Origin of the sequence: Streptomyces clavuligerus (assembly GCF_005519465.1) — a bacterium.
GTDB classification, from domain to species: domain Bacteria; phylum Actinomycetota; class Actinomycetes; order Streptomycetales; family Streptomycetaceae; genus Streptomyces; species Streptomyces clavuligerus.
The window spans coordinates 3,012,571-3,031,913 of sequence record NZ_CP027858.1 but is presented as its reverse complement, the minus strand read 5'-3'; the positions used below and the strand labels follow the sequence as shown (position 1 = coordinate 3,031,913).

The following is a 19,343-nucleotide window of genomic DNA, read 5'->3' as shown; positions in this document are numbered from 1 at the left end:
TCAACGTGTCCGAACCCTGAGCATCCTGAGGACCTCACGTGCGATTTCGTCTGACCCCCCGGGAGACGAGCTTCTACGACATGTTCGCCGCGTCCGCGGACAACATCGTCACGGGCTCCAAGCTCCTGATGGAGCTGCTCGGGGCCGAACCCTCCGCACGTGCCGAGATCGCGGAGCGCATGCGGGCGGCGGAGCACGCGGGCGACGACGCCACCCATGCCATCTTCCACCAGTTGAACTCCTCGTTCATCACCCCGTTCGACCGTGAGGACATCTACGCCCTCGCCTCCTCCCTCGACGACATCATGGACTTCATGGAGGAGGCCGTCGACCTCGTCGTCCTCTACCAGATCGAGGAGTTGCCCAAGGGCGTCGAGCAGCAGATCGAGGTGCTGGCGCGGGCGGCGGCGCTCACGGCCGAGGCCATGCCGCATCTGCGCACCATGGAGAACCTCACCGAGTACTGGATCGAGGTCAACCGGCTGGAGAACCAGGCCGACCAGATCCACCGCAAGCTCCTCGCCACGCTCTTCAACGGGAAGTACGACGCCATCGAGGTGCTGAAGCTCAAGCAGATCGTGGATGTGCTGGAGGAGGCCGCGGACGCGTTCGAGCATGTGGCCAACACCGTGGAGACCATCGCGGTCAAGGAGTCCTGAACCCCGTGGACACCTTCGCCCTGGTCGTGACCATCGCGGTCGCGCTCGGCTTCACCTACACCAACGGCTTTCACGACTCCGCGAACGCGATCGCCACCTCCGTCTCCACCCGGGCGCTGACCCCGAGGGCCGCGCTGCTCATGGCGGCCGTGATGAACCTCGGCGGCGCCTTCCTGGGCCAGGGGGTGGCCGAGACGGTCAGCGAGGGGATCATCGCCACCCCCGAGGGCAGCCAGGGGATGGGCATCCTCTTCGCCGCGCTGACCGGGGCGATCGTCTGGAACCTGATCACCTGGTACTTCGGGCTGCCCTCGTCCTCCTCGCACGCGCTGTTCGGCGGCATGGTGGGCGCGGCGCTGGCGGGCGGCACGGAGGTGATCTGGTCGGGGATCCTGGAGAAGATCGTCATCCCGATGTTCGTCTCGCCGGTGGTCGGCCTGGTGGCCGGTTATCTGGTGATGGTCGCGATCATGTGGGTCTTCCGCAACGCCAATCCGCACAAGGCGCGGCGCGGCTTCCGGATGGCGCAGACGGTGTCGGCGGCGGCGATGGCGCTCGGCCATGGCCTCCAGGACGCCCAGAAGACGATGGGCATCGTGGTGATGGCCCTGGTGATCGCGGATGTGCAGCAGAGCGGGGACGAGATCCCGGTCTGGGTGAAGATCGCCTGTGCGGTGATGCTCTCGCTCGGTACCTACGCCGGTGGCTGGCGCATCATGCGGACCCTCGGACGCAAGATCATCGAGCTGGACCCGCCACAGGGGTTCGCGGCCGAGTCCACGGGCGCCTCGATCATGTTCGGCTCCGCTTTCCTCTTCCACGCGCCGATCTCCACGACCCATGTGATCACCTCGGCGATCATGGGCGCGGGCGCGAGCAAGCGGGTGAACGCCGTGCGGTGGGGCGTCGCGAAGAACATCGTGCTCGGGTGGTTCATCACGATGCCCGCCGCGGCGGTGGTCGCCGCGGCGAGCTACGGGGTGATCTGGCTCGTCTTCGGCTGAGCCCGGAGCCGCCCGGAGCCGCCCGGCCCCGGCGCACCGGGCCGACGGTCGTCCCGGCGGTCTCCGTCCGGGCCCGCGCTCCGCGGCCCCGGCCCCTCATCGGGGCTGTACGGGCCGCTGACGGCGTCCCGGGGCCTTTGCCGTCAGATCCGTTCCTGCCGTGCTCGTACGCCCGTACGGGCGCGGCAGAAGCGTTTCCGCGCCCGGAGGTACCCGCAGGCGTCCGGAGCGACCCGCGGGAACGACGGCACGGTGCAACGGGAACGACGGCACGGTGCAACGGGAAACGGGAACGGGAAACGGACAGGGCCCGCCCCCCAGGGAGAGGGGACGGGCCCTTCGCCTCGCGGTGGCACCGCCATGCAGCACCGCCAGGACATTTGGTGTCCGGGGACGCGCGCCTCGTCAAGGCGCCGTCCGTCGGGGACGGGGGGATCAGCCGAAGCGACCCGAGATGTAGTCCTCCGTCGCCTGGACCGACGGGTTCGCGAAGATGCGTTCCGTCTCGTCGATCTCGATCAGCTTGCCCGGCTGTCCCACGGCCGCCAGGTTGAAGAAGGCCGTCCGGTCCGAGACTCGGGCCGCCTGCTGCATGTTGTGGGTGACGATGACGATCGTGAACCGTTCCTTCAACTCACCGATCAGGTCCTCGATCGCCAGCGTCGAGATCGGGTCGAGGGCCGAGCAGGGCTCGTCCATCAGCAGCACCTCGGGCTCGACCGCGATGGCACGGGCGATGCACAGCCGCTGCTGCTGACCGCCGGAGAGGCCGGAGCCGGGCTTGTTCAGCCGGTCCTTGACCTCGTTCCAGAGGTTGGCGCCGCGCAGCGACTTCTCGACGACGTCGTTGAGGTGGTTCTTCTTGTACGCGCCGTTCAGCCGCAGCCCCGCCGCCACATTGTCGAAGATCGACATGGTGGGGAAGGGGTTGGGACGCTGGAAGACCATGCCCACGGTGCGGCGCACCGCGACCGGGTCCACCTGCGGCCCGTAGAGGTTCTCGTCGTCGAGCAGCACCTTGCCCTCGACCCGGCCGCCGGGGGTGACCTCGTGCATCCGGTTCAGCGTGCGCAGAAAGGTGGACTTGCCACAGCCGGAGGGGCCGATGAAGGCCGTCACCGAGCGGGGCTCCACGGTCATCGAGATGTCCTCGATGGCCTTGTGGGCTCCGTAGTAGGCGGTCAGGCCGCTGACGTCGATTCGCTTGGCCATGTTCTCAGATCACTTCCAGGAAGCCGCGTCAGCGGCCGGTCTTCGGGGCCTTCCAGCGGGCGATGCCGCGGGCCACCAGGTTGAGGAGCATGACGAAGGCGATCAGGACCAGCGCGGCGGCCCAGGCGCGGTCGTACGACGCCTCGCTGCCGACGCGGTACTGCTCCCAGATGTAGAAGGGGAGGGAGGACTGCGCGCCTTCGAAGGGGTTGGTGTTGATGAGCTGACTGCCGAAGACGAGCAGCATGATCGGCGCGGTCTCACCGGCGATACGCGCGATCGCGAGCATCACACCGGTGGTGATGCCGCCCAGCGCGGTGGGGATGACCACCTTGAGGATGGTCCGCCACTTCGGCACGCCGAGGGCGAGCGACGCCTCGCGCAGCTCGTTGGGGACCAGCTTGAGCATTTCCTCGGTGGAGCGCACCACGACCGGGATCATCAGGATCGCCAGGGCCAGCGCGCCCATCAGCCCGGAGGGCTGGAGCTGGAACATCAGCATGATCGACAGCAGGAAGAGGCCCGCGACGATCGACGGGATGCCGGTCATGACGTCGACGAAGAAGGTGACGGCCTTGGCGAGCGCGCCCTTGCCGTACTCGACCAGGTAGACGGCGGTGAGCAGGCCGATCGGCACCGAGATGACGGTCGCGAGACCGACCTGCTCCAGGGTGCCGACGATGGCGTGGTAGACGCCGCCGCCGGCCTCGAAGCCGGGGACACCGGCCATGGAGTGGGTCAGGAAGTAGACGTCGAGGACCTTGATGCCGCGGCTGACGGTGACCCAGATCAGCGAGAACAGCGGGACGACCGCGAGGATGAAGCAGACCCAGACGATGCTGGTGGCCAGCCGGTCCTTGGCCTGCCGCCGGTTCTCGACCGTCGAGGTCACGACGTAGGAGATCAGCAGGAAGAGGAGCGCGGAGACCAGACCCCACTGGGTCTTGCTCTGCCAGCCCGCGACCGCGCCCAGGCCGCAGCCGAGGGCGAGGGCGGCGCCCGCGAAGCCCAGGGGGGCCCAGCGGGGCAGTGAACGGGCGCTCAGCGAGGAGGCCGGGGGCGGCGGAGTGGGGCTCGGCCGGTTCTGTACGGCGGTCTGGCTCATGCGTTGGCCCCCGAGTACTCCTTGCGGCGGGCGATGATGAGCCGGGCCGCGCCGTTGACCAGCAGGGTGAGGACGAAGAGCACGAGGCCGGACGCGATCAGGGCGTCCCGGCCCAGCTCATTGGCCTCGTCGAACTTCGCGGCGATGTTCTGCGCGAAGGTGCCGCCGCCCGGGTCGAGCACATGCAGCGAGATGAGGAAGCTCGGGGAGAGGACCGTGGCGACGGCCATCGTCTCGCCGAGCGCACGGCCGAGGCCGAGCATGGAGGCGGAGATGACACCGGAGCGGCCGAAGGGGAGCACCGACATCCGGATGACCTCCCAGCGGGTCGCGCCGAGGGCCAGGGCCGCCTCCTCGTTCATCCGCGGGACCTGGAGGAAAACCTCGCGGCTCACGCTGGTGACGATCGGCAGGATCATGATCGCGAGCAGGATGCCCACGGTGAAGAGCGAGCGGGCGACGCCGACCTCGGTCTTGTCGAAGATGTACGTCCAGCCGAAGTAGTCGTCCAGCCAGAGGTTGAGACCTTCGAGGTAGGGCACGAGGAAGAGCGCGCCCCAGATGCCGTAGATGATCGAGGGCACGGCGGCCAGCAGGTCGACCACGTACGCGATGGGCGCGGCCAGCTTGCGCGGGGCGTAGTGGGAGATGAAGAGCGCGATGCCGACCGCGATCGGGACGGCGATGACCATCGCGATCACCGAGCTGACGACGGTGCCGAAGAGCAGCACCGCGATGCCGAAGACCGGCGGGTCACCGGCCGGGTTCCAGTCGAAGGTGGTGAGGAAGTTGCCCTCGTCCTTCGAGATGGCGATCGAGGCGCGGTAGGTGAGGAAGCCCGCGATCGAGGCCATGATCACCAGCAGCAGGATGCCCGAGCCCCGGGAGAGGGCGAGGAAGACCTTGTCTCCCGCGCGCCCGGTCTTCGCGGGCTTCGGCTGCTGGGGGGCGACGGGCGGTGCCTGCATCGGCGGAGGTGAGTCTATGGGTGTGGTGGATGCCATGGTCTTTCCGGTCTGTGTGGGGGAGCGGCTGCTCCCCTGGCGGCGGTGCACCGGAGGGGGCGGCGGGCGGAAGCGTCGGGGCTTCCGCCCGCCGGTGTCGTTCCTGCTGGTCCTGAGGTCGGGGGCCGGAGCCGGTCCGGCTCGGCCCTACTTCAGACCCGCGACGGTCTCGCGGACCTTGGCGTTGATCTCGGCGGGGATCGGGGCGTAGCCGTGCTCGGAGAGCAGCTTCTGGCCCTCCTCGCTCGACGTGTAGGTCAGGAAGGACTTGACCGTGTCGAGGGTGTCGGCCTTGTTGCCGCTGTCGCAGACGACCTCGTAGGTCACCAGGACGAGCGGGTAGGCGCCTTCGGCCTTGGTGGTGTAGTCCAGCTCCAGGGCCAGGTCCTTGCCGGTGCCCTTGACCTTGGCGGCGGCGATGGCCTTGGAGGCGTTCTCGGAGGTGGCCGCGACCGGGGCGGAGGCGCCGGTGGCGATGCTCACGGTCGGGATGGACTGGGAGGTCGCGTACGACAGCTCGAAGTAGCCGATGGCGCCGTCGACCTGCTTGACCTGGGCGGCGACACCGGAGGAGCCGGACGCGGCCTGGCCGCCGGGCGCGGGCCACTTCTTCTCGGCCTCGTACGGCCACTCCTTGGCGGCGGCGGCGCCGAGGTACTTGCCCAGGTTCTGGGTGGTGCCGGAGTCCTCGGAGCGGTGGAACGCCTGGATCGCCTTGTCCGGGAGGCTCTTGCCCTTGTTCAGCTCGGCGATGGCCGGGTCGTTCCACTTCTTGATCTTGTCGTCGAAGATCTTGGCGATCGTCGGCGCGTCCAGGACCAGGTTGTCGACGCCGGAGAGGTTGTAGCCGATGGCGATCGGGCCGCCGACCATCGGGAGGTTGATGCCCTGGCCGGTCTTGCAGGTCTTCTTGGACTCCTCGACCTCCTCGGGCTTGAGCGCCGAGTCGGAGCCGGCGAAGCCGACCGTGCCCTGGTTGAAGGCGACGATTCCCTCACCGGAGGAGGAGGACTTGTAGTTGATCTCCACACCCGAGCAGGCGGCCATGTAGTTCTTGACCCACAGGTCCATGGCGTTCTTCTGGGCGCTGGAACCGGAGGCGAGAAGCTTGCCCTTGGCGCCCTCGCAGGAGATGTTCGAAGCGGCGGTCGTCTTGCCGCTGCCCCCGCCGCTCCCGGCGTTGTCGTCCGAGCCACACGCCGTGAGCACCAGGGCGCCGGTGACGGCGAGGGCGCCGAGCGCGGTGGCGCGAAGCCCGTTGTTGCGCTGAAGCTTCACTTTCCAGTGTTCCTTCCAGAAGCCGCCGGACGCCTGTCCGTACCGGGGCGCGCTGCGACGGCGTGTGATCGGGAGTGGGACGTCCGGCCCGGTGCCGGTCACCACATGGGGCCGAAATTAAGCAGATCAGGTGACAGGGCTCATGGGGGAGAGTGAACGGCAGGTGAACCGTGTCGGGCGGCTGGGTGTGTGCCCCGGGCCATGCCGAGAGGGCGTGCGGAAGGTGGCGTACGCGCTGGTGGACGGCTGTCGTAGCGTGAACGGGGGCTGGTACGCGCCCCCTGGATCGGCTCCGGGGGCTGTCCCCGGCCCCTGGTGAACTCCCTCCGGAATTACGCCCGTACGAGGGTCTGCGGGTGTGGGCGGGGGTGACCCGAACGGGTCACGGAGCCCTGGACGCGCGGGCGCTCCCGCGCCGTGCGCCCCCCGGTTGCGGCGGGGCGTCGGGAGGGTCCGGCGGGTCCGGCCGCGCGGCCCGCGTCCACCGCGGCCGGGAAGGAATCCGGCCGGGGCGGCGGCGGTCTCAGCCGATGCCGGATATGGGTGGGACGGGGTGCGCCGGGCGCGCGGTGGCCGGGGCCGCGACGGCCCGCGGCGCGGCGGACCGGCCCGCACCCGGGACGGGGCACCGGCCGCGGCGGTGGAGCTGCCGCGGAAGGTGCGGAAGGTGACATACGCGCATGACCCGGGACCGTACACCGATCACGGTGGTCCGTGTCCCGGGCCGTTCCCGGGGGGCGGGGCGCCGTGCCGTCGGGGAACGCCGTGCCGGGGCGGGGTGCCGCGGTGCCGCGGGACGCCACCCCGTACGGGAATGCCGTTCCGTACCGGAATGCCGTTCCGGCAGGGGACGCCGTGCCGCGGCGGGGCGTCGCCCCGCCGCTGCCCCCTGGCCCCCGTAGCCCTGACACACTGAGGTGATGTCCGCGGTGGCCGGGGCGAAACCGGGGTCAGTGGGCGTGCTCGGCGCCCGCCGGGCGCAGTGCGGTGAGGAAGGCGTCCACCAGCGCACGGTCGCGTTCCTGGGTGAGCCGGATGTGCGCCGCCCGGGGGGACAGCCACACCACCCGGTCCACCTCGCGGTTGGGGGTGAAGCCGCCGCCGGTGGCCTCGGCCGCCCAGTAGCGGACCTCCTTGGGGCGCCCCTCCACGGGGTAGCGCACCGTGGGCAGTTCGGGTCCCGGGTCGCAGTCGGTCCCGGTCTCCTCCCGTACCTCCCGCCGCGCGCCCGCGCGGGCGTCCTCGCCGCGCTTCAGCTTTCCCTTGGGGTGCGACCAGTCGTCGTACTTCGGCCGGTGGACGAGACAGATCTCCACGTCCCCGCCGCCGTGCGGTGAGCGCCGCCAGAGCACACACCCGGCGGCTCGTATCACGGTTCCGTTCGCTGACATCGGGCCTCCCTTCGACCCCCGTGACCACCGGCCGGGCCCGCCCCGGCCGACGGCTTCCTGTATCTCACAGGACCGCTTTCATCGCGGTGGAGCCCTGCCAGACCTCCTGGAAGGCGAACCGGGCGGCCTCCACCTCGTGGCGCTGGTCGGCGTGGAGCACGCCCAGCGCGTACGCCGTCGCCGGGGCGATCCGCGGGGTGCGGGCCGCGCTTGCGGCGGCTGCCGCCGCTTCGGCGGCGTCCCGGTGCCGGTCGAGCAGACCGCCCGCCCGGCGCAGGACCGGATCGGTGTCCGGGCCCAGCACCTCCAGTGCGTACCGGTGCAGCCGCAGCAGCCGCCGCACCCGGTGCCAGGGTTCGTCCTGGGCCTCTTCGCCCGCCAGCCCCGACATCAGGGCCTCGGCGTTGTACGGGTGGCCGGCCCGGCCGAGCGGGAGCGCGGCCACCGCGTCGAGGAGGCGGCGTTCGGCGCCCCCGGCGGAGGGCGGGAGCGCCGTGCCCGCGGGGAGCGACCCGGCGGCCGGGAGCAGCGGCAGCTCGGACGCGAGCACGGCGACGGCGTCGGCGACCGCGTGGAAACGGGCGGAGCCCAGCGCCTGGAGCCCGGCGGAGTGCGCCCGGGTCCGCGCCAGGGTGAGCTGCCGGTCCAGCAGGGCCGCCGCGCGGGCGGCGCCGACGGCGAGCTGTCCGCCCTCCTGGCCGGTGCCCCGGCCGCGCGGGGCGCCGCGCCGCGCCGCCGCCGTCCGCCCGGGGGCCGGGGCGGCTCCCGGGCCGCCCTGCGCCCCCGAGAGCCGTCCCAGCGAGGTGAGCAGTCTGCTGAGCCGGGCCGTGCACGCGTGTTCCTCGGCGAGCGTGGCGGAGAGCCAGGTCAGCTCGGTCCGCAGGCCGTCCGCCCAGGCCGGGTCGAGCAGCGGGCGGAAGGTGTGGAGGGTGCCCGCGATCCGCCGGGACGCCATCCGCAGCGCACGGGCGGAGTCGGCCGCCGCGGCGGTGTCCGCGCCGCTGTCCTCGTGCAGCCGCAGGCCGCGCAGGAACTCACCGGCGCGGGCGTGGAGATACGCGGCGAGGGCGTCCCCGGCGCAGCCGCCGGTGCCGCCGCCCGCGCGGGCGGACGGTGTCGACTGTGGGGGGACACAGGACAGTTCAGGGTTGTGCACGCCTTCGCCTCCGGGCGTCAATGAGCATCTCCTGGACATTGCGCAGCGGCTGCCCCTCCGGGTCGGTCGCATGGCGGGTCCAGGCGCCGTCCGGCCCCAGATGCCAGGAGGAGGTGGAGTCGGCCATCCCCGTCTCCAGCAGCCGGGTCAGTGCCGCGCGATGGGCCGGGTCGGTGACCCGGACGAGTGCCTCGATACGGCGGTCGAGGTTGCGGTGCATCATGTCGGCGCTGCCGAGCCAGACCTCCGGTTCGCCGCCGTTGCCGAAGGCGAAGACGCGGGAGTGCTCAAGGAAGCGGCCGAGGACGGAGCGGACCCGGATGTTCTCCGAGAGTCCGGGGACGCCGGGGCGCACCGCGCAGATGCCGCGGACCCAGATGTCGACGGGGACCCCCGCCATCGCGGCCCGGTAGCAGGCGTCGATGATCGCCTCGTCCACCATGGAGTTGACCTTGATGCGGACATAGGCGGGGCGTCCGGCGCGGTGGTGGGCGGCCTCCTTGTTGATCCGGGAGACCAGGCCGTCGCGGAGCGACTTGGGGGCGACGAGGAGGCGGCGGTAGGTCTCCCGCCGGGAGTAGCCCGACAGCCGGTTGAACAGGTCGGAGAGGTCCGCGCCGACCTGCGGGTCGGCGGTGAGCAGCCCCAGGTCCTCGTAGAGCCGGGCGGTCTTGGGGTGGTAGTTGCCGGTGCCGACGTGGGAGTAGCGGCGCAGCGTCTCGCCCTCCTGCCGCACCACCAGGGAGAGCTTGCAGTGGGTCTTCAGGCCGACCAGGCCGTAGACGACATGGCAGCCCGACTCCTCCAGCTTCCGCGCCCATTTGATGTTGGCCTGCTCGTCGAAGCGGGCCTTGATCTCGACCAGGACGAGGACCTGTTTGCCGGATTCGGCGGCGTCGATCAGGGCGTCGACTATGGGGGAGTCGCCGGAGGTGCGGTAGAGGGTCTGTTTGATGGCGAGGACGTCGGGGTCGGCGGCGGCCTGCTCCAGGAACGCCTGCACCGAGGTGGAGAAGCTGTCGTACGGGTGGTGCAGCAGGACGTCGCGTTCGCGCAGGGCCATGAAGATGTCGGGCGCGGACGCGGACTCGACCTCGGCGAGGTCGCGGTGGGTGCCCGCGATGAACTTGGGGTACTTCAGCTCCGGCCGGTCCAGTCCGGCGATGCCGAAGAGGCCGGTGAGGTCGAGCGGGCCGGGCAGCGGATAGACCTCGGAGTCGGAGATCTTCAGCTCGCGGACCAGCAGGTCCAGGACGTAGGGGTCGATGGACTCCTCGACCTCCAGGCGGACCGGCGGGCCGAAGCGCCGCCGCATCAGCTCTTTCTCCAGGGCCTTCAGCAGGTTCTCGGCGTCGTCCTCCTCGACCTCCAGGTCCTCGTTCCTCGTCACACGGAACATGTGGTGCGCGAGCACCTCCATGCCGGGGAACAGCTCCTCCAGATGGGCCGCGATCACGTCCTCCAGCGGGACGTACCGCTGGGGCGACGCCTCCAGGAAGCGGGAGAGCAGCGGCGGGACCTTCACCCGGGCGAAGTGGCGGTGGCCGCTGACCGGGTTGCGGACGACGACGGCGAGGTTGAGGGAGAGCCCGGAGATGTACGGGAAGGGGTGCGCGGGGTCCACGGCCAGCGGGGTCAGCACCGGGAAGATCTGCTGCCGGAACAGCGTGAACAGGCGGGCCTGCTCCTTCTCGGTGAGGTCGGGCCAGCGGATCAGATGGACGCCCTCGTCGGCGAGGGCGGGGGAGACGTCCTGCTGGAAGGTGGCGGCGTGCCGGGCCATCAGCTCGCGCGAGCGGGTCCAGATCAGATCCAGCACCTCGCGGGGCTGGAGGCCGGAGGCGGAGCGGGTGGCGACGCCGGTGGCGATGCGGCGCTTGAGCCCGGCGACCCGCACCATGAAGAACTCGTCCAGGTTCGAGGCGAAGATCGCCAGGAAGTTGGCGCGTTCGAGCAGCGGAGTGGTCGGGTCCTCGGCGAGTTCGAGCACCCGTTCGTTGAAGGCGAGCCAGCTGCGTTCCCGGTCCAGGAAGCGGCCCTGGGGCAGCTCGTTCCCCGGCGCGACGCGCTCCTCGTCGTACCCGTCGAGATCCGCGTCGAGGTCGGGTTCCAGATCGGAGACCGTGGCGGCGACGGTGTGCGGTCGGTGCGCGGCTATGGAGCCGATCGACGGCTGGGGGTGCTGGACCGATGCCTCGGCAGGCTGCTGACTCATGAACCCATTCTTCCGCGTCAGGGCGGCAAGGGGCGCGTCGGAGGGCACGGACGCGATCATGCCGTTGCGGGAGGGGCGGCGCGGTCGGCGGCGATGTTCCGGATCGGGCACAGCGGGCTGCATTGAGTGAGGGTCCCAGCGCCGTCTGAATGGCTGGTAACAACAGGGTGACCGGAAGGAAGCGGAGCGGGGCCGGGCGGGGGACGTCGGCTGAGCTGCGGTGCCGATGAGGGGGGTGGGGCGGCTGGGGCCGGGGTGATCTTGTGGGTACATGCACGAGTGTCCGATTCTCGTCCTGGACCCTGATGGTTTCGGTCAGCTTCGGCGGCCTTCCGCCGACGGGGGTCGGCTCCGGGGGAACGGGGTCCCGCGGGGCTCCCACCGGGGCGGAACGGGAGCGGAACGGGGTGCTCCCGGCGGCCGGTCCCCGCCCGCCGAACGGGTGAGCGGCGGGCCGGGGACCCGGGGGTGGCGTCCGGCGGGGTCCGCGCTGCCGGGGCGTCGGGGCGGGCGGCGTTCCCGGGGCTTCCGCCCCTGTTGCGGAACCGGCCGCGATGCTGCCCGGCTTTGCGGAACCGGCTGCGATCCGGGCCGCGGCCCCGGGGCGGAGCCCGGGTCACTGACCGGTCAGGACCCCAGGCCAGCCCCCGGTCAGGACTCCGTGCGGTACATCAGGTCGATCTCGTGGGTGCGGAAGCCCAGCCGCTCGTACACGGTGACGGCGGCGGTGTTGTCGGCGTCGACGTAGAGCATCGCCGTGGGCAGCCCCTCGGCCGCGAGATGGCGCAGACCGATCGCGGTGAGCGCCTTGCCGAGCCCCCCGCCCTGGGCGTCCGGGCGGATGCCGACCACATACACCTCGCCCAGCCGCTCGGCGGCGTGCACCTTCGTCCAGTGGAAGCCGATGATCTCCCCGTCGCGCTCGGCGAGGAAGAAGCCCCGGGGGTCGAACCAGGGCTCGGCCGTCCGGTCGTCGAGGTCGCGCTGGGTGAGGGCGCCCTGCTCGGGGTGGTGGGCGAAGGCGGCGGCGTTCACCGCGAGCCAGGCGGTGTCGTCCTGCCCGGGGACGAAGGCGCGGACGGTGACGCCCGGCGGCAGCACCGGCTCGGCGATGTCCAGCGGCTCCAGCGGGCGGCGGAGCTGCCGCAGCTCACGGAAGAGGGTCAGACCGAGCACCTGCGCCAGATGGCGGGCGGCGGACCGGCCGCCGTGCGCCCAGACCCGCAGCCGCTTGCCGGAGGCGGCGAGCAGCGCGTTCCCGAGCGCCCTGCCGTGGCCGCGTCCCCGGTGCTCGGGGTGGACCACCAGTTCGGCGGCGGGCGCCTCGACCGGATCGGTGTCCTCAAGCTGTGCATATCCGGTCAGGACATCCCCGACCGTGAGCAGGAAGTGCCGTACGCCCTCCCGCCCGCCGCCCCGGAGCTGGAGCCGGCCCTGCTCGGAGACGGCCTGGGTCCCGTCCGATGCGGCCGCGTCCGCGAGCAGCGCGAGCACCGCCTCGGCCTGCACGTCCGTCAGCTCGTCCAGGCTCGCGATCTGCCGGCCGGGCCCCGGGGTCACTGCGTCAGTCGTCATGGGGGAAGCCTACGGCGGCGGACCCGCCCGACAGCGGTGGCCTCAGGCCCTGATCAGCTCCGAAACACTCAGCGTGACGGCGGGGGCGCCCTCGGGGCCGACGAAGGCGGGGAGGGTCAGGCTCTGGCCGGGGGCGTAGACCTGATGGCTTTCGTAGGTGTCGCCGTTGGGAGCGGTGAGGAGATGGACCCTGCCGTGCTTGCGGTTGATGATCAGATAGACCGGGATTCCGGCCTCGGCATAGGCGTTGACCTTGGTCCTCAGGTCATGGTTGTAGTTGCTGGAGGTGACTTCCACGGCGAGATGGACGATGGCGGCGTCGTGACAGTTCTTCTCCGTGACGTGATCTTCGATATCGGCGTCCACGACGACGAGGTCGGGGGTGGCGTAGTCGGAAGGCCCGCCCGGCAGCGCGATATCGACGTTCTGGAGGACCAACGTCTCCTTGCCGTGCAGACCCGCCATGATGAACGGGACCATGAGATCGGTCAGAACGCGTGCGTGACGGCTGTCCGGGGACGGGGCCATGGTGAGGTTGCCTCCGATGATCTCGACGCGCCAGCCGGGATTCTCCTCACTGAGGCGGTCCGCCTCGTCCAGGAGGTTGATTTCCGGCTCGCTGTCCCAGGGGCACTCGACTGCTTCGGCAGACATGGGGACCTCCTGAAGGGCGTGTGTCGAGAGCATCATCGTAGGCACAGGGCTCCGTATGTGTCCGTTTGTCGATGGCTCACTCGTTCGGATGGTCGGACGCTGCCTCCCGCGCGGGAGGCAGCCGTCGGCCCCGGCCCGCGCGGGAGGCGGGGCGGTCGGAGCACGCGGCCCGCGCGGGAGGCGGAGGTGGTTCAGAGCACGCGGCCCGTCTTTCCGGTGGCGGCGGGGCCCTTGGCGGCCCGGCCGCAGAACTCGGCCTCCGCGATGGAGCCGCCGTTGTCGCCCCAGTCGCCGTTGAGGTTGTAGGCGAGCTGGCGGCGGCCGTCCTCCGTGGTGAACACCTGGGAGAGGGAGCCGACGATGCCGCCGCCGTGGGACCACAGCTGTGTGCCGCAGTTCGTGATGTGCCGGTAGATGCCCAGGCCGTAGTCGATGCCGAGCCTCGGCATCGGCACCGTGGTCCGCATCGCGTCGAGCTGCTTCTTCGGCAGCAGCCTCCCCTTCATCAGGGCGCTGAAGAAGCGGTTCAGATCGCCGGTGGTGGAGATGATGTCCCCGTCCGCCCAGCCCTGGGAGCCGTTCATCTCCGTCGCGTCGTGGATCGCCGCCGCCGGGGGCGCGCCCTCGTACAGCGTCGAGTAGGCGCGGCTGCTCGGCCTCGGCATATGGACACTGTTGCCGGGCTGGCTGGTGGAGCGCAGCTTCAGCGGCTCGATGATCCGCTCGCGCACCTCGTGCTCATAGCTCTTCCCGGCGACCTTCTCGATGATCAGACCGGCCAGGACGTAGTTGGTGTTGGAGTAGTCGGACGTGGTGCCGGGGGCGAAGTTCGGCGGGTTCGACATCGCGACCCGGATGTGGAACGCGGGCGGCAGGGTGTCGTAGCGGTGCTTCAGAAAGCCCTCGCCGATCAGATACGTCCGCGCGTACTCCGGGTCCGCCAGATAGTCGAAGATGCCGCTGGTGTGGTTGAGGAGCTGGCGGACGGTGATCTTCCGGCCGTCGTGGCCGTTGCCCCGGACGACACCGGGGAGGTGGGTGTCGACGGTGTCGTCGAGGGAGAGCCGCCCCTCCGCCTCCATCTGGAGCAGGACGGTGGCGACGAAGGTCTTGGTGATGCTGGCGATCCGGAAGCGGTCCCGTGTGTCGCGCGGCGCGCCGGTGACGCGGTTGCCGACGCCGGAGGTGGCGGCCCAGGTGCCGGTGCGGTCGTCACGGGTGGACGCCACGACACCGGGTATGCCGGACGCGACGACGGCGTCCATCGCGCGCCGGGTCTCCTGGTGCCGGGGCGCGGTGTCCGTGGCGGTGCCGGGCGCCGTGCCGGCCGCCTGGGCGGGTACGGCGAAGGCCGTGGCCGCGACGGCCGCCGCCGCGATGCCGACGACCGCCGTCCGCGCGGCCTTCGTCCGGGCGGTGCCCGGGCGCGCGGTCCTCGTCCGGGCCGCTCCGTCCGGGCCGGGGGCGGTGCGGGTGGTGGGTGCCGGTGTCGTCATGCCGCGTTCCTCTTCTCTGCCGGAGCCGCTGCCGGAGCCGGGGCCGCTGTCGGGGTCTCTGCCGGGGTCGCCGCCAGGCTCTCCGCCGGAGCCGCTGCCGGGGTCCTCGCCCAGCTCTCCGGCGTGGTGGTGGCGGTGGTCGCGGCCGGGGCGCCGGGCTGTCGGCCGCCGGGCTCACCGCTGCCGGGCTGCGGGTCCCCGGGCTTCGGCGGATCGCAGAAGCCCGCGTCGATCAGCGCGGTGAAGCCCGCGAAGGACCAGTCGCCATTGGTGTTGAACGTGAGCTGACGACTGCCGTCCGCCGTGGAGAAGGAGGCCGAGAGGCTGCCGATCCAGCCGCCGGTGTGCCCCCACACCTCGGTGCCGCAGCTCGTGGTCTCCTTCGTCAGCCCCAGCCCGTAGCCGGAGGCGCCGTCGTCGGACTGCGGGCTCAGCGTCTTCATCGCCGCGAGCTGCGCGGGCGGCAGCAGCTTTCCGCGCAGCAGCGCGCGGAAGAAGCGGTTCAGATCGTCCGCCGTGGAGATCATGTCGCCCTCCGCCCAGGACTGGGAGGCGTTCTGGAGGGTGACGTCGTGCAGCCGTCCGCTGCCGTCCTCGGTCAGTGTCGAGTACGCGCGGCTGCTGGGCCGGGGCATGCGGACGCTGTCGCCGGGCGCGGTGGTGGAGCGCAGCTTCAGCGGTGCCGCGATCCGCCGGTGCACCTCGTCCTCGTAGCGGTTGCCGGTGACCTTCTCCAGGATCAGCGCGGCCAGGACGTAGTTGGTGTTGGAGTACCGGTAGTGCGCGCCGGGTGCGAAGACCGGGGCGTGGGACATGGCCACGTCCACCGCGACCTGTGGGGAGCGGTAGTCGTAGCGGTGTTTCAGAAAGCCCTCGCCGAGCATGAACTTCGCCCGGTACGCGGGGTCCTCCAGATAGTCGTAGACCCCGCTGGTGTGGTTGAGGAGCTGGCGGACGGTGATCTTCCGGCCGTCGTGGCCGTTGCCCCGCACGACGCCGGGGAGGTGGGTGTCGACGGTGTCGTCGAGGGAGAGCTTCCCCTCCGCCTCCAGTTGGAGGACGACGGTGGCGACGAAGGTCTTGGTGATGCTGGCGATCCGGAAGTGGTCGTCGGTGCCGCGCGGGGCGCCGGTGACGCGGTTGCCGATGCCCGATGCGCCCTTCCAGACCGTGTGCCGGTCCCTGGCCTGCCCGGTGACCCCGGGTATTCCGGCGGCGACGACGGCGTCCATCGCGCGCTGGATCTCCTGGTGCCGGGGTGCGGTCCCCGCGGTCGTGGGGGCGTCGGCCCGGGCGGGTGCGGCGAAGGCCGTCGCGGCGAGCGCCGCCGCCACGAGGCCGACGGCTCCGGCGCGCGCGGTCCGGCGCGCAGGCCGGGCCTCCGGGACGGGCCGTGGTGCGGCGGGTGTACCGCCTGGGAGGTGTGGACGTCGTGCCATGGTGCTGCTGCTCCTCACTCCGAGCGGCTGCCGGGCCGGTGCGGCGGGTGTCCGGTGGTGACCTGTGACTGTGACCGCCCGGCGCCGCCCGGACCGGCATCGCCAGAAATGACCCCGGAACGCCCTCGGTGGTTGACCGGCCGGGAAGCGATGGCCGAAGACCATTGATTGGCCGAAAAAGGGTGCTTTGAGCGGGAGTGAGGCCGGTGCGTCAACCGACGGAAATCAGGTCGTAATCTCACCCCCCTGTCGCGCTACGCGCGTTGACCTTAGGCTGCCGCTCGCAGCCCGCTTACCGCCGCCGACCCTCAAGGGGAGCGATGTCAGCCAGATCGCGCAGGACGAGTACGACCAGGACCCGCCGCATGCTCGCGGCAGCCGCCGGACTGACCACCATCGGCGCTCTGGTCGCCGCGATCCCCGCCCCCGCGGGAGCCCAGGAGAGCCGCGACCGCGGCCACGGCCACAGCGACGGCCGGGGCCACGGCCGCACCGTCGATGTGCAGCTGCTGTCGTTCAACGACTTCCACGGCCACCTCCAGCCGCCGACCGGCTCGGGCGGCCGGGTCACCCGGACCAACCCTGACGGCACCACGACGACCGTCGACGCGGGCGGCGCCGAATATCTGGCGACCCATTTGCGCGAGGCCCGCAAGGGCAACCGCTACTCCGTCACCGCCGCCGCGGGCGACCTCGTCGGCGCCACCCCGATGCTCTCCGGGCTCTTCCACGACGAGCCCAGCGTCGAGGCGCTGAACCAGCTCGGCCTGGACGTCTCCTCCGTCGGCAACCACGAGTTCGACGAGGGCGTCAAGGAGCTGGCGCGGATACAGAACGGCGGCTGCCACCCCACCGAGGGCTGTTACCAGGAGGGCCGGACGTTCAAGGGGGCGAAGTTCCCCTACCTCACCGCCAACGTCACCCAGGAGAAGACGGGCAGGCCGCTGCTCGACCCGTACTTCATCTGGCAGAAGAACGGGGTGCGGATCGGCTTCATCGGAGTGACGCTGGAGGGCACGCCCGACATCGTCAACTCCGAGGGCATCAAGGGCCTGAAGTTCCACGACGAGGTCGAGTCGATCAACAAGTACGCGAAGGTCCTGGAGCGCAAGGGCGTCAAGGCGATCGTCGCACTGCTGCACGAGGGCGGCTCGCCCGCTTCCTCCTCGTACAACTACAACTGCGACAGCCCCGGCCCCGGCGACGGGATCTCCGGGCCGATCGTGGAGATCGCCAAGAACGTCAGCCCGCAGGTCGACGCGATGGTGACCGGGCACACCCACCAGGCGTACGCGTGCTCCATCCCGGACCCCTCGGGCAAGCCGCGCACGGTGACCTCGGCGGCGTCGGCGGGCCGGCTCTACACGGACACCACGCTGACGTACGACCGCCGCACCCGTGACGTGGTGCGGACCGCCGTGAAGTCGGCGAACCACGTCGTCACCCGCGACGTCCCCAAGGCACCCGACATCACCCGGCTGATCGACGGCTGGAACGCGCTGGCGGGCCCGATCGCCAACCGCCCCGTCGGACACATCTCCGGTGACATCGAGAACCCGCTCTCCGAGGTCGAGCGCCCGCTCGGCAACCTGATCGCGGACGCCCAGCTCGAAGCCCTCGCCCCCGCCGACAAGGGCGGCGCGCAGCTCGCGCTGATGAACCCGGGCGGCATCCGCGCGCCCCTGACGCACCAGGCGTCCGGAGCCGAGGGCGATGGGGTGGTGACCTATGGCGAGGCGTTCACCGTCCAGCCCTTCACCAACATGATGAACGTGGTCGACCTGACCGGCGCCCAGCTCATCACCACGCTCCAGCAGCAGGTCAGCGGCCCGAACCAGGGCTCCCCGAAGATCCTCCAGGTGTCCCGCGGCTTCACGTACACGCTGGATATGACGAAGACGGGCGCGGACCGGATCGTCACCGGCTCGGTGCGGCTGAACGGTGAGCCGATCGACCCCGCGAAGACCTACCGCGTCGCGATCAACGAGTTCCTGACCGGCGGCGGCGACGGCTTCCCGGTGCTGCGCGAGCACAAGAACAAGATCGTGGGCGCGTCCGACCTGGATGTGCTGCTCGCCTACCTGGGCGCCAACTCCACCCCGACCGCGCCGCTGGCCCCGCCGGCGCTGGGCCGCATCACCGTGGTGCGGTGACCCGGGGACGGCCCTGAGGTGACGGAAGGGGGCGGCGGGTACCGGGTTCTCCCGGGTCCGCCGCCCCTTCCGTCTGTCCACGGCCTTTGTCCACGGCCTTCCAGTGGTGTCGTGTGCACGCCATAATCCGGCGCCATGGAGAGACGGAGTCTTCTCACGGCCGCCGCGGCCCTGACCGCGACCGCCCTCATCCCCCCGCCCGGCGCGCTCGCGGCCCCCCGCCGCGCCCGCGCCCCCCAGGACTGGATGGCGGCCCATGCCGACACCACCCCGCTCCAGCGGCTGACCATCCCCGGAACCCACAACTCCGGCGCCCGTTTCGGCGGCCTCTGGGCCCAGTGCCAGACCACCACGATCGCCGAGCAGCTCGGCAGCGGCATCCGTTTCCTGGACATCCGCTGCCGGATCACCGGGGACGCGTACGCCATCCACCACGGGCCCGCGTACCAGAACGCGATGTTCGGCGACGTCCTGACCGCCTGCCGGGACTTCCTGGCCGCGCACCCCTCCGAGACGGTGCTGATGCGCGTCAGACAGGAGTACTCGGAGGAGTCCGACGCCGCCTTCCGCCGGATCTTCGACCTCTATCTGGACGGGAAGGGCTGGCGCTCCCTCTTCCGCATCGGCGACGGCGTCCCCCGCCTCGGCGAGGCCCGCGGCCGGGTGGTCCTCCTCGCCGACAACGGTGGCCTGCCCGGGGTGCGGTACGGGGACGGGGCCCTCTTCGACATCCAGGACGAGTGGAACGCGGCGCCCGCGGCCAAGTACCCGCGGATCGAGGCGCACTTCCGCAGAGCGGTGGAACAGCCGGGGCGGCTCTTCGTCAACTATGTCTCCACCGCCGCGTACCTCCCGCCGCGCTGGAACGCCGACAACCTGAACCCGCGGGTCCACTCCTTCCTGGACGGGGCCGCGGGCGGCTGGCGGGGGCTCGGGATCGTTCCGCTGGACTTCCCGGCGACCAGGGCGGGGCTGGTGGAGTCGCTGCTGCGGCACAACTGA

15 protein-coding genes are annotated in these 19,343 nt (G+C 71.2%); 4 read left to right on the top strand and 11 right to left on the bottom strand.

Going from position 1 to position 19,343, the window contains the following annotated elements; all coding sequences use genetic code 11:
• Positions 1-38 precede the first annotated feature (38 nt).
• Together CRV15_RS12655 and CRV15_RS12650 are read left to right on the top strand one after the other, a co-directional pair.
• Entirely contained in the window at positions 39-659 is a 621-nt protein-coding gene (locus tag CRV15_RS12655) for a DUF47 domain-containing protein (protein WP_003953560.1), read from the top strand.
• Between the two features lie 5 nt (positions 660-664).
• On the top strand, positions 665-1,663 hold the full coding sequence (locus CRV15_RS12650; RefSeq protein WP_003953559.1) for an inorganic phosphate transporter: 999 nt from the start codon (positions 665-667) through the stop codon (positions 1,661-1,663).
• A 435-nt stretch (positions 1,664-2,098) separates the two neighbouring features.
• Here CRV15_RS12650 and pstB read toward each other — a convergent pair whose 3' ends face one another.
• The 11 genes from pstB to CRV15_RS12595 form a co-directional block, all read right to left on the bottom strand.
• A complete protein-coding gene (pstB, locus tag CRV15_RS12645) occupies positions 2,099-2,875 on the bottom strand; it encodes a phosphate ABC transporter ATP-binding protein PstB (protein WP_003961242.1) in 777 nt (258 codons plus the stop codon).
• Positions 2,876-2,903: 28 nt separating this feature from the next.
• Positions 2,904-3,980 (bottom strand): phosphate ABC transporter permease PstA, encoded by a 1,077-nt coding sequence (gene pstA, locus CRV15_RS12640; RefSeq protein WP_003953557.1) that lies wholly within the window; start codon positions 3,978-3,980, stop codon positions 2,904-2,906.
• Positions 3,977-4,984 carry a phosphate ABC transporter permease subunit PstC gene (pstC, locus tag CRV15_RS12635; protein WP_003953556.1) on the bottom strand — a complete coding sequence of 336 codons (1,008 nt, stop codon included), beginning with the start codon at positions 4,982-4,984 and terminating at the stop codon, positions 3,977-3,979. The genes pstA and pstC overlap by 4 nt, the downstream gene beginning before the upstream one ends.
• A gap of 147 nt (positions 4,985-5,131) precedes the next feature.
• A complete protein-coding gene (pstS, locus tag CRV15_RS12630; RefSeq protein WP_003953555.1) occupies positions 5,132-6,262 on the bottom strand; it encodes a phosphate ABC transporter substrate-binding protein PstS in 1,131 nt (376 codons plus the stop codon).
• Between the two features lie 950 nt (positions 6,263-7,212).
• A complete protein-coding gene (locus CRV15_RS12625; protein WP_003961246.1) occupies positions 7,213-7,653 on the bottom strand; it encodes an NUDIX hydrolase in 441 nt (146 codons plus the stop codon).
• A 64-nt stretch (positions 7,654-7,717) separates the two neighbouring features.
• The gene (locus CRV15_RS12620) at positions 7,718-8,809 is read right to left on the bottom strand and encodes a CHAD domain-containing protein (RefSeq protein WP_003961247.1); all 1,092 of its coding nucleotides are present in this window, start codon (positions 8,807-8,809) and stop codon (positions 7,718-7,720) included.
• Positions 8,796-11,024 (bottom strand): RNA degradosome polyphosphate kinase, encoded by a 2,229-nt coding sequence (locus CRV15_RS12615; RefSeq protein WP_009997054.1) that lies wholly within the window; start codon positions 11,022-11,024, stop codon positions 8,796-8,798. Before CRV15_RS12615 ends, CRV15_RS12620 begins: the two co-directional genes overlap by 14 nt.
• A gap of 651 nt (positions 11,025-11,675) precedes the next feature.
• Positions 11,676-12,599, bottom strand: a complete 924-nt coding sequence (mshD, locus tag CRV15_RS12610; RefSeq protein WP_003961249.1) for a mycothiol synthase — start codon at positions 12,597-12,599, stop codon at positions 11,676-11,678.
• A 42-nt stretch (positions 12,600-12,641) separates the two neighbouring features.
• Complete coding sequence (locus CRV15_RS12605; protein WP_003953547.1) at positions 12,642-13,253, bottom strand: Uma2 family endonuclease; 612 nt, start codon at positions 13,251-13,253, stop codon at positions 12,642-12,644.
• 191 nt (positions 13,254-13,444) lie between these two features.
• Complete coding sequence (locus tag CRV15_RS12600; protein WP_003961250.1) at positions 13,445-14,749, bottom strand: serine hydrolase domain-containing protein; 1,305 nt, start codon at positions 14,747-14,749, stop codon at positions 13,445-13,447.
• Positions 14,746-16,188 (bottom strand): serine hydrolase domain-containing protein, encoded by a 1,443-nt coding sequence (locus CRV15_RS12595; protein WP_230864151.1) that lies wholly within the window; start codon positions 16,186-16,188, stop codon positions 14,746-14,748. Before CRV15_RS12595 ends, CRV15_RS12600 begins: the two co-directional genes overlap by 4 nt.
• A 320-nt stretch (positions 16,189-16,508) precedes the next feature.
• Between CRV15_RS12595 and CRV15_RS12590 the strand changes: the two genes are divergently transcribed.
• Entirely contained in the window at positions 16,509-18,341 is a 1,833-nt protein-coding gene (locus CRV15_RS12590; protein WP_003961251.1) for a bifunctional metallophosphatase/5'-nucleotidase, read from the top strand.
• Positions 18,342-18,476: 135 nt separating this feature from the next.
• Positions 18,477-19,343 carry a phosphatidylinositol-specific phospholipase C gene (locus tag CRV15_RS12585; RefSeq protein ID WP_003953543.1) on the top strand — a complete coding sequence of 289 codons (867 nt, stop codon included), beginning with the start codon at positions 18,477-18,479 and terminating at the stop codon, positions 19,341-19,343.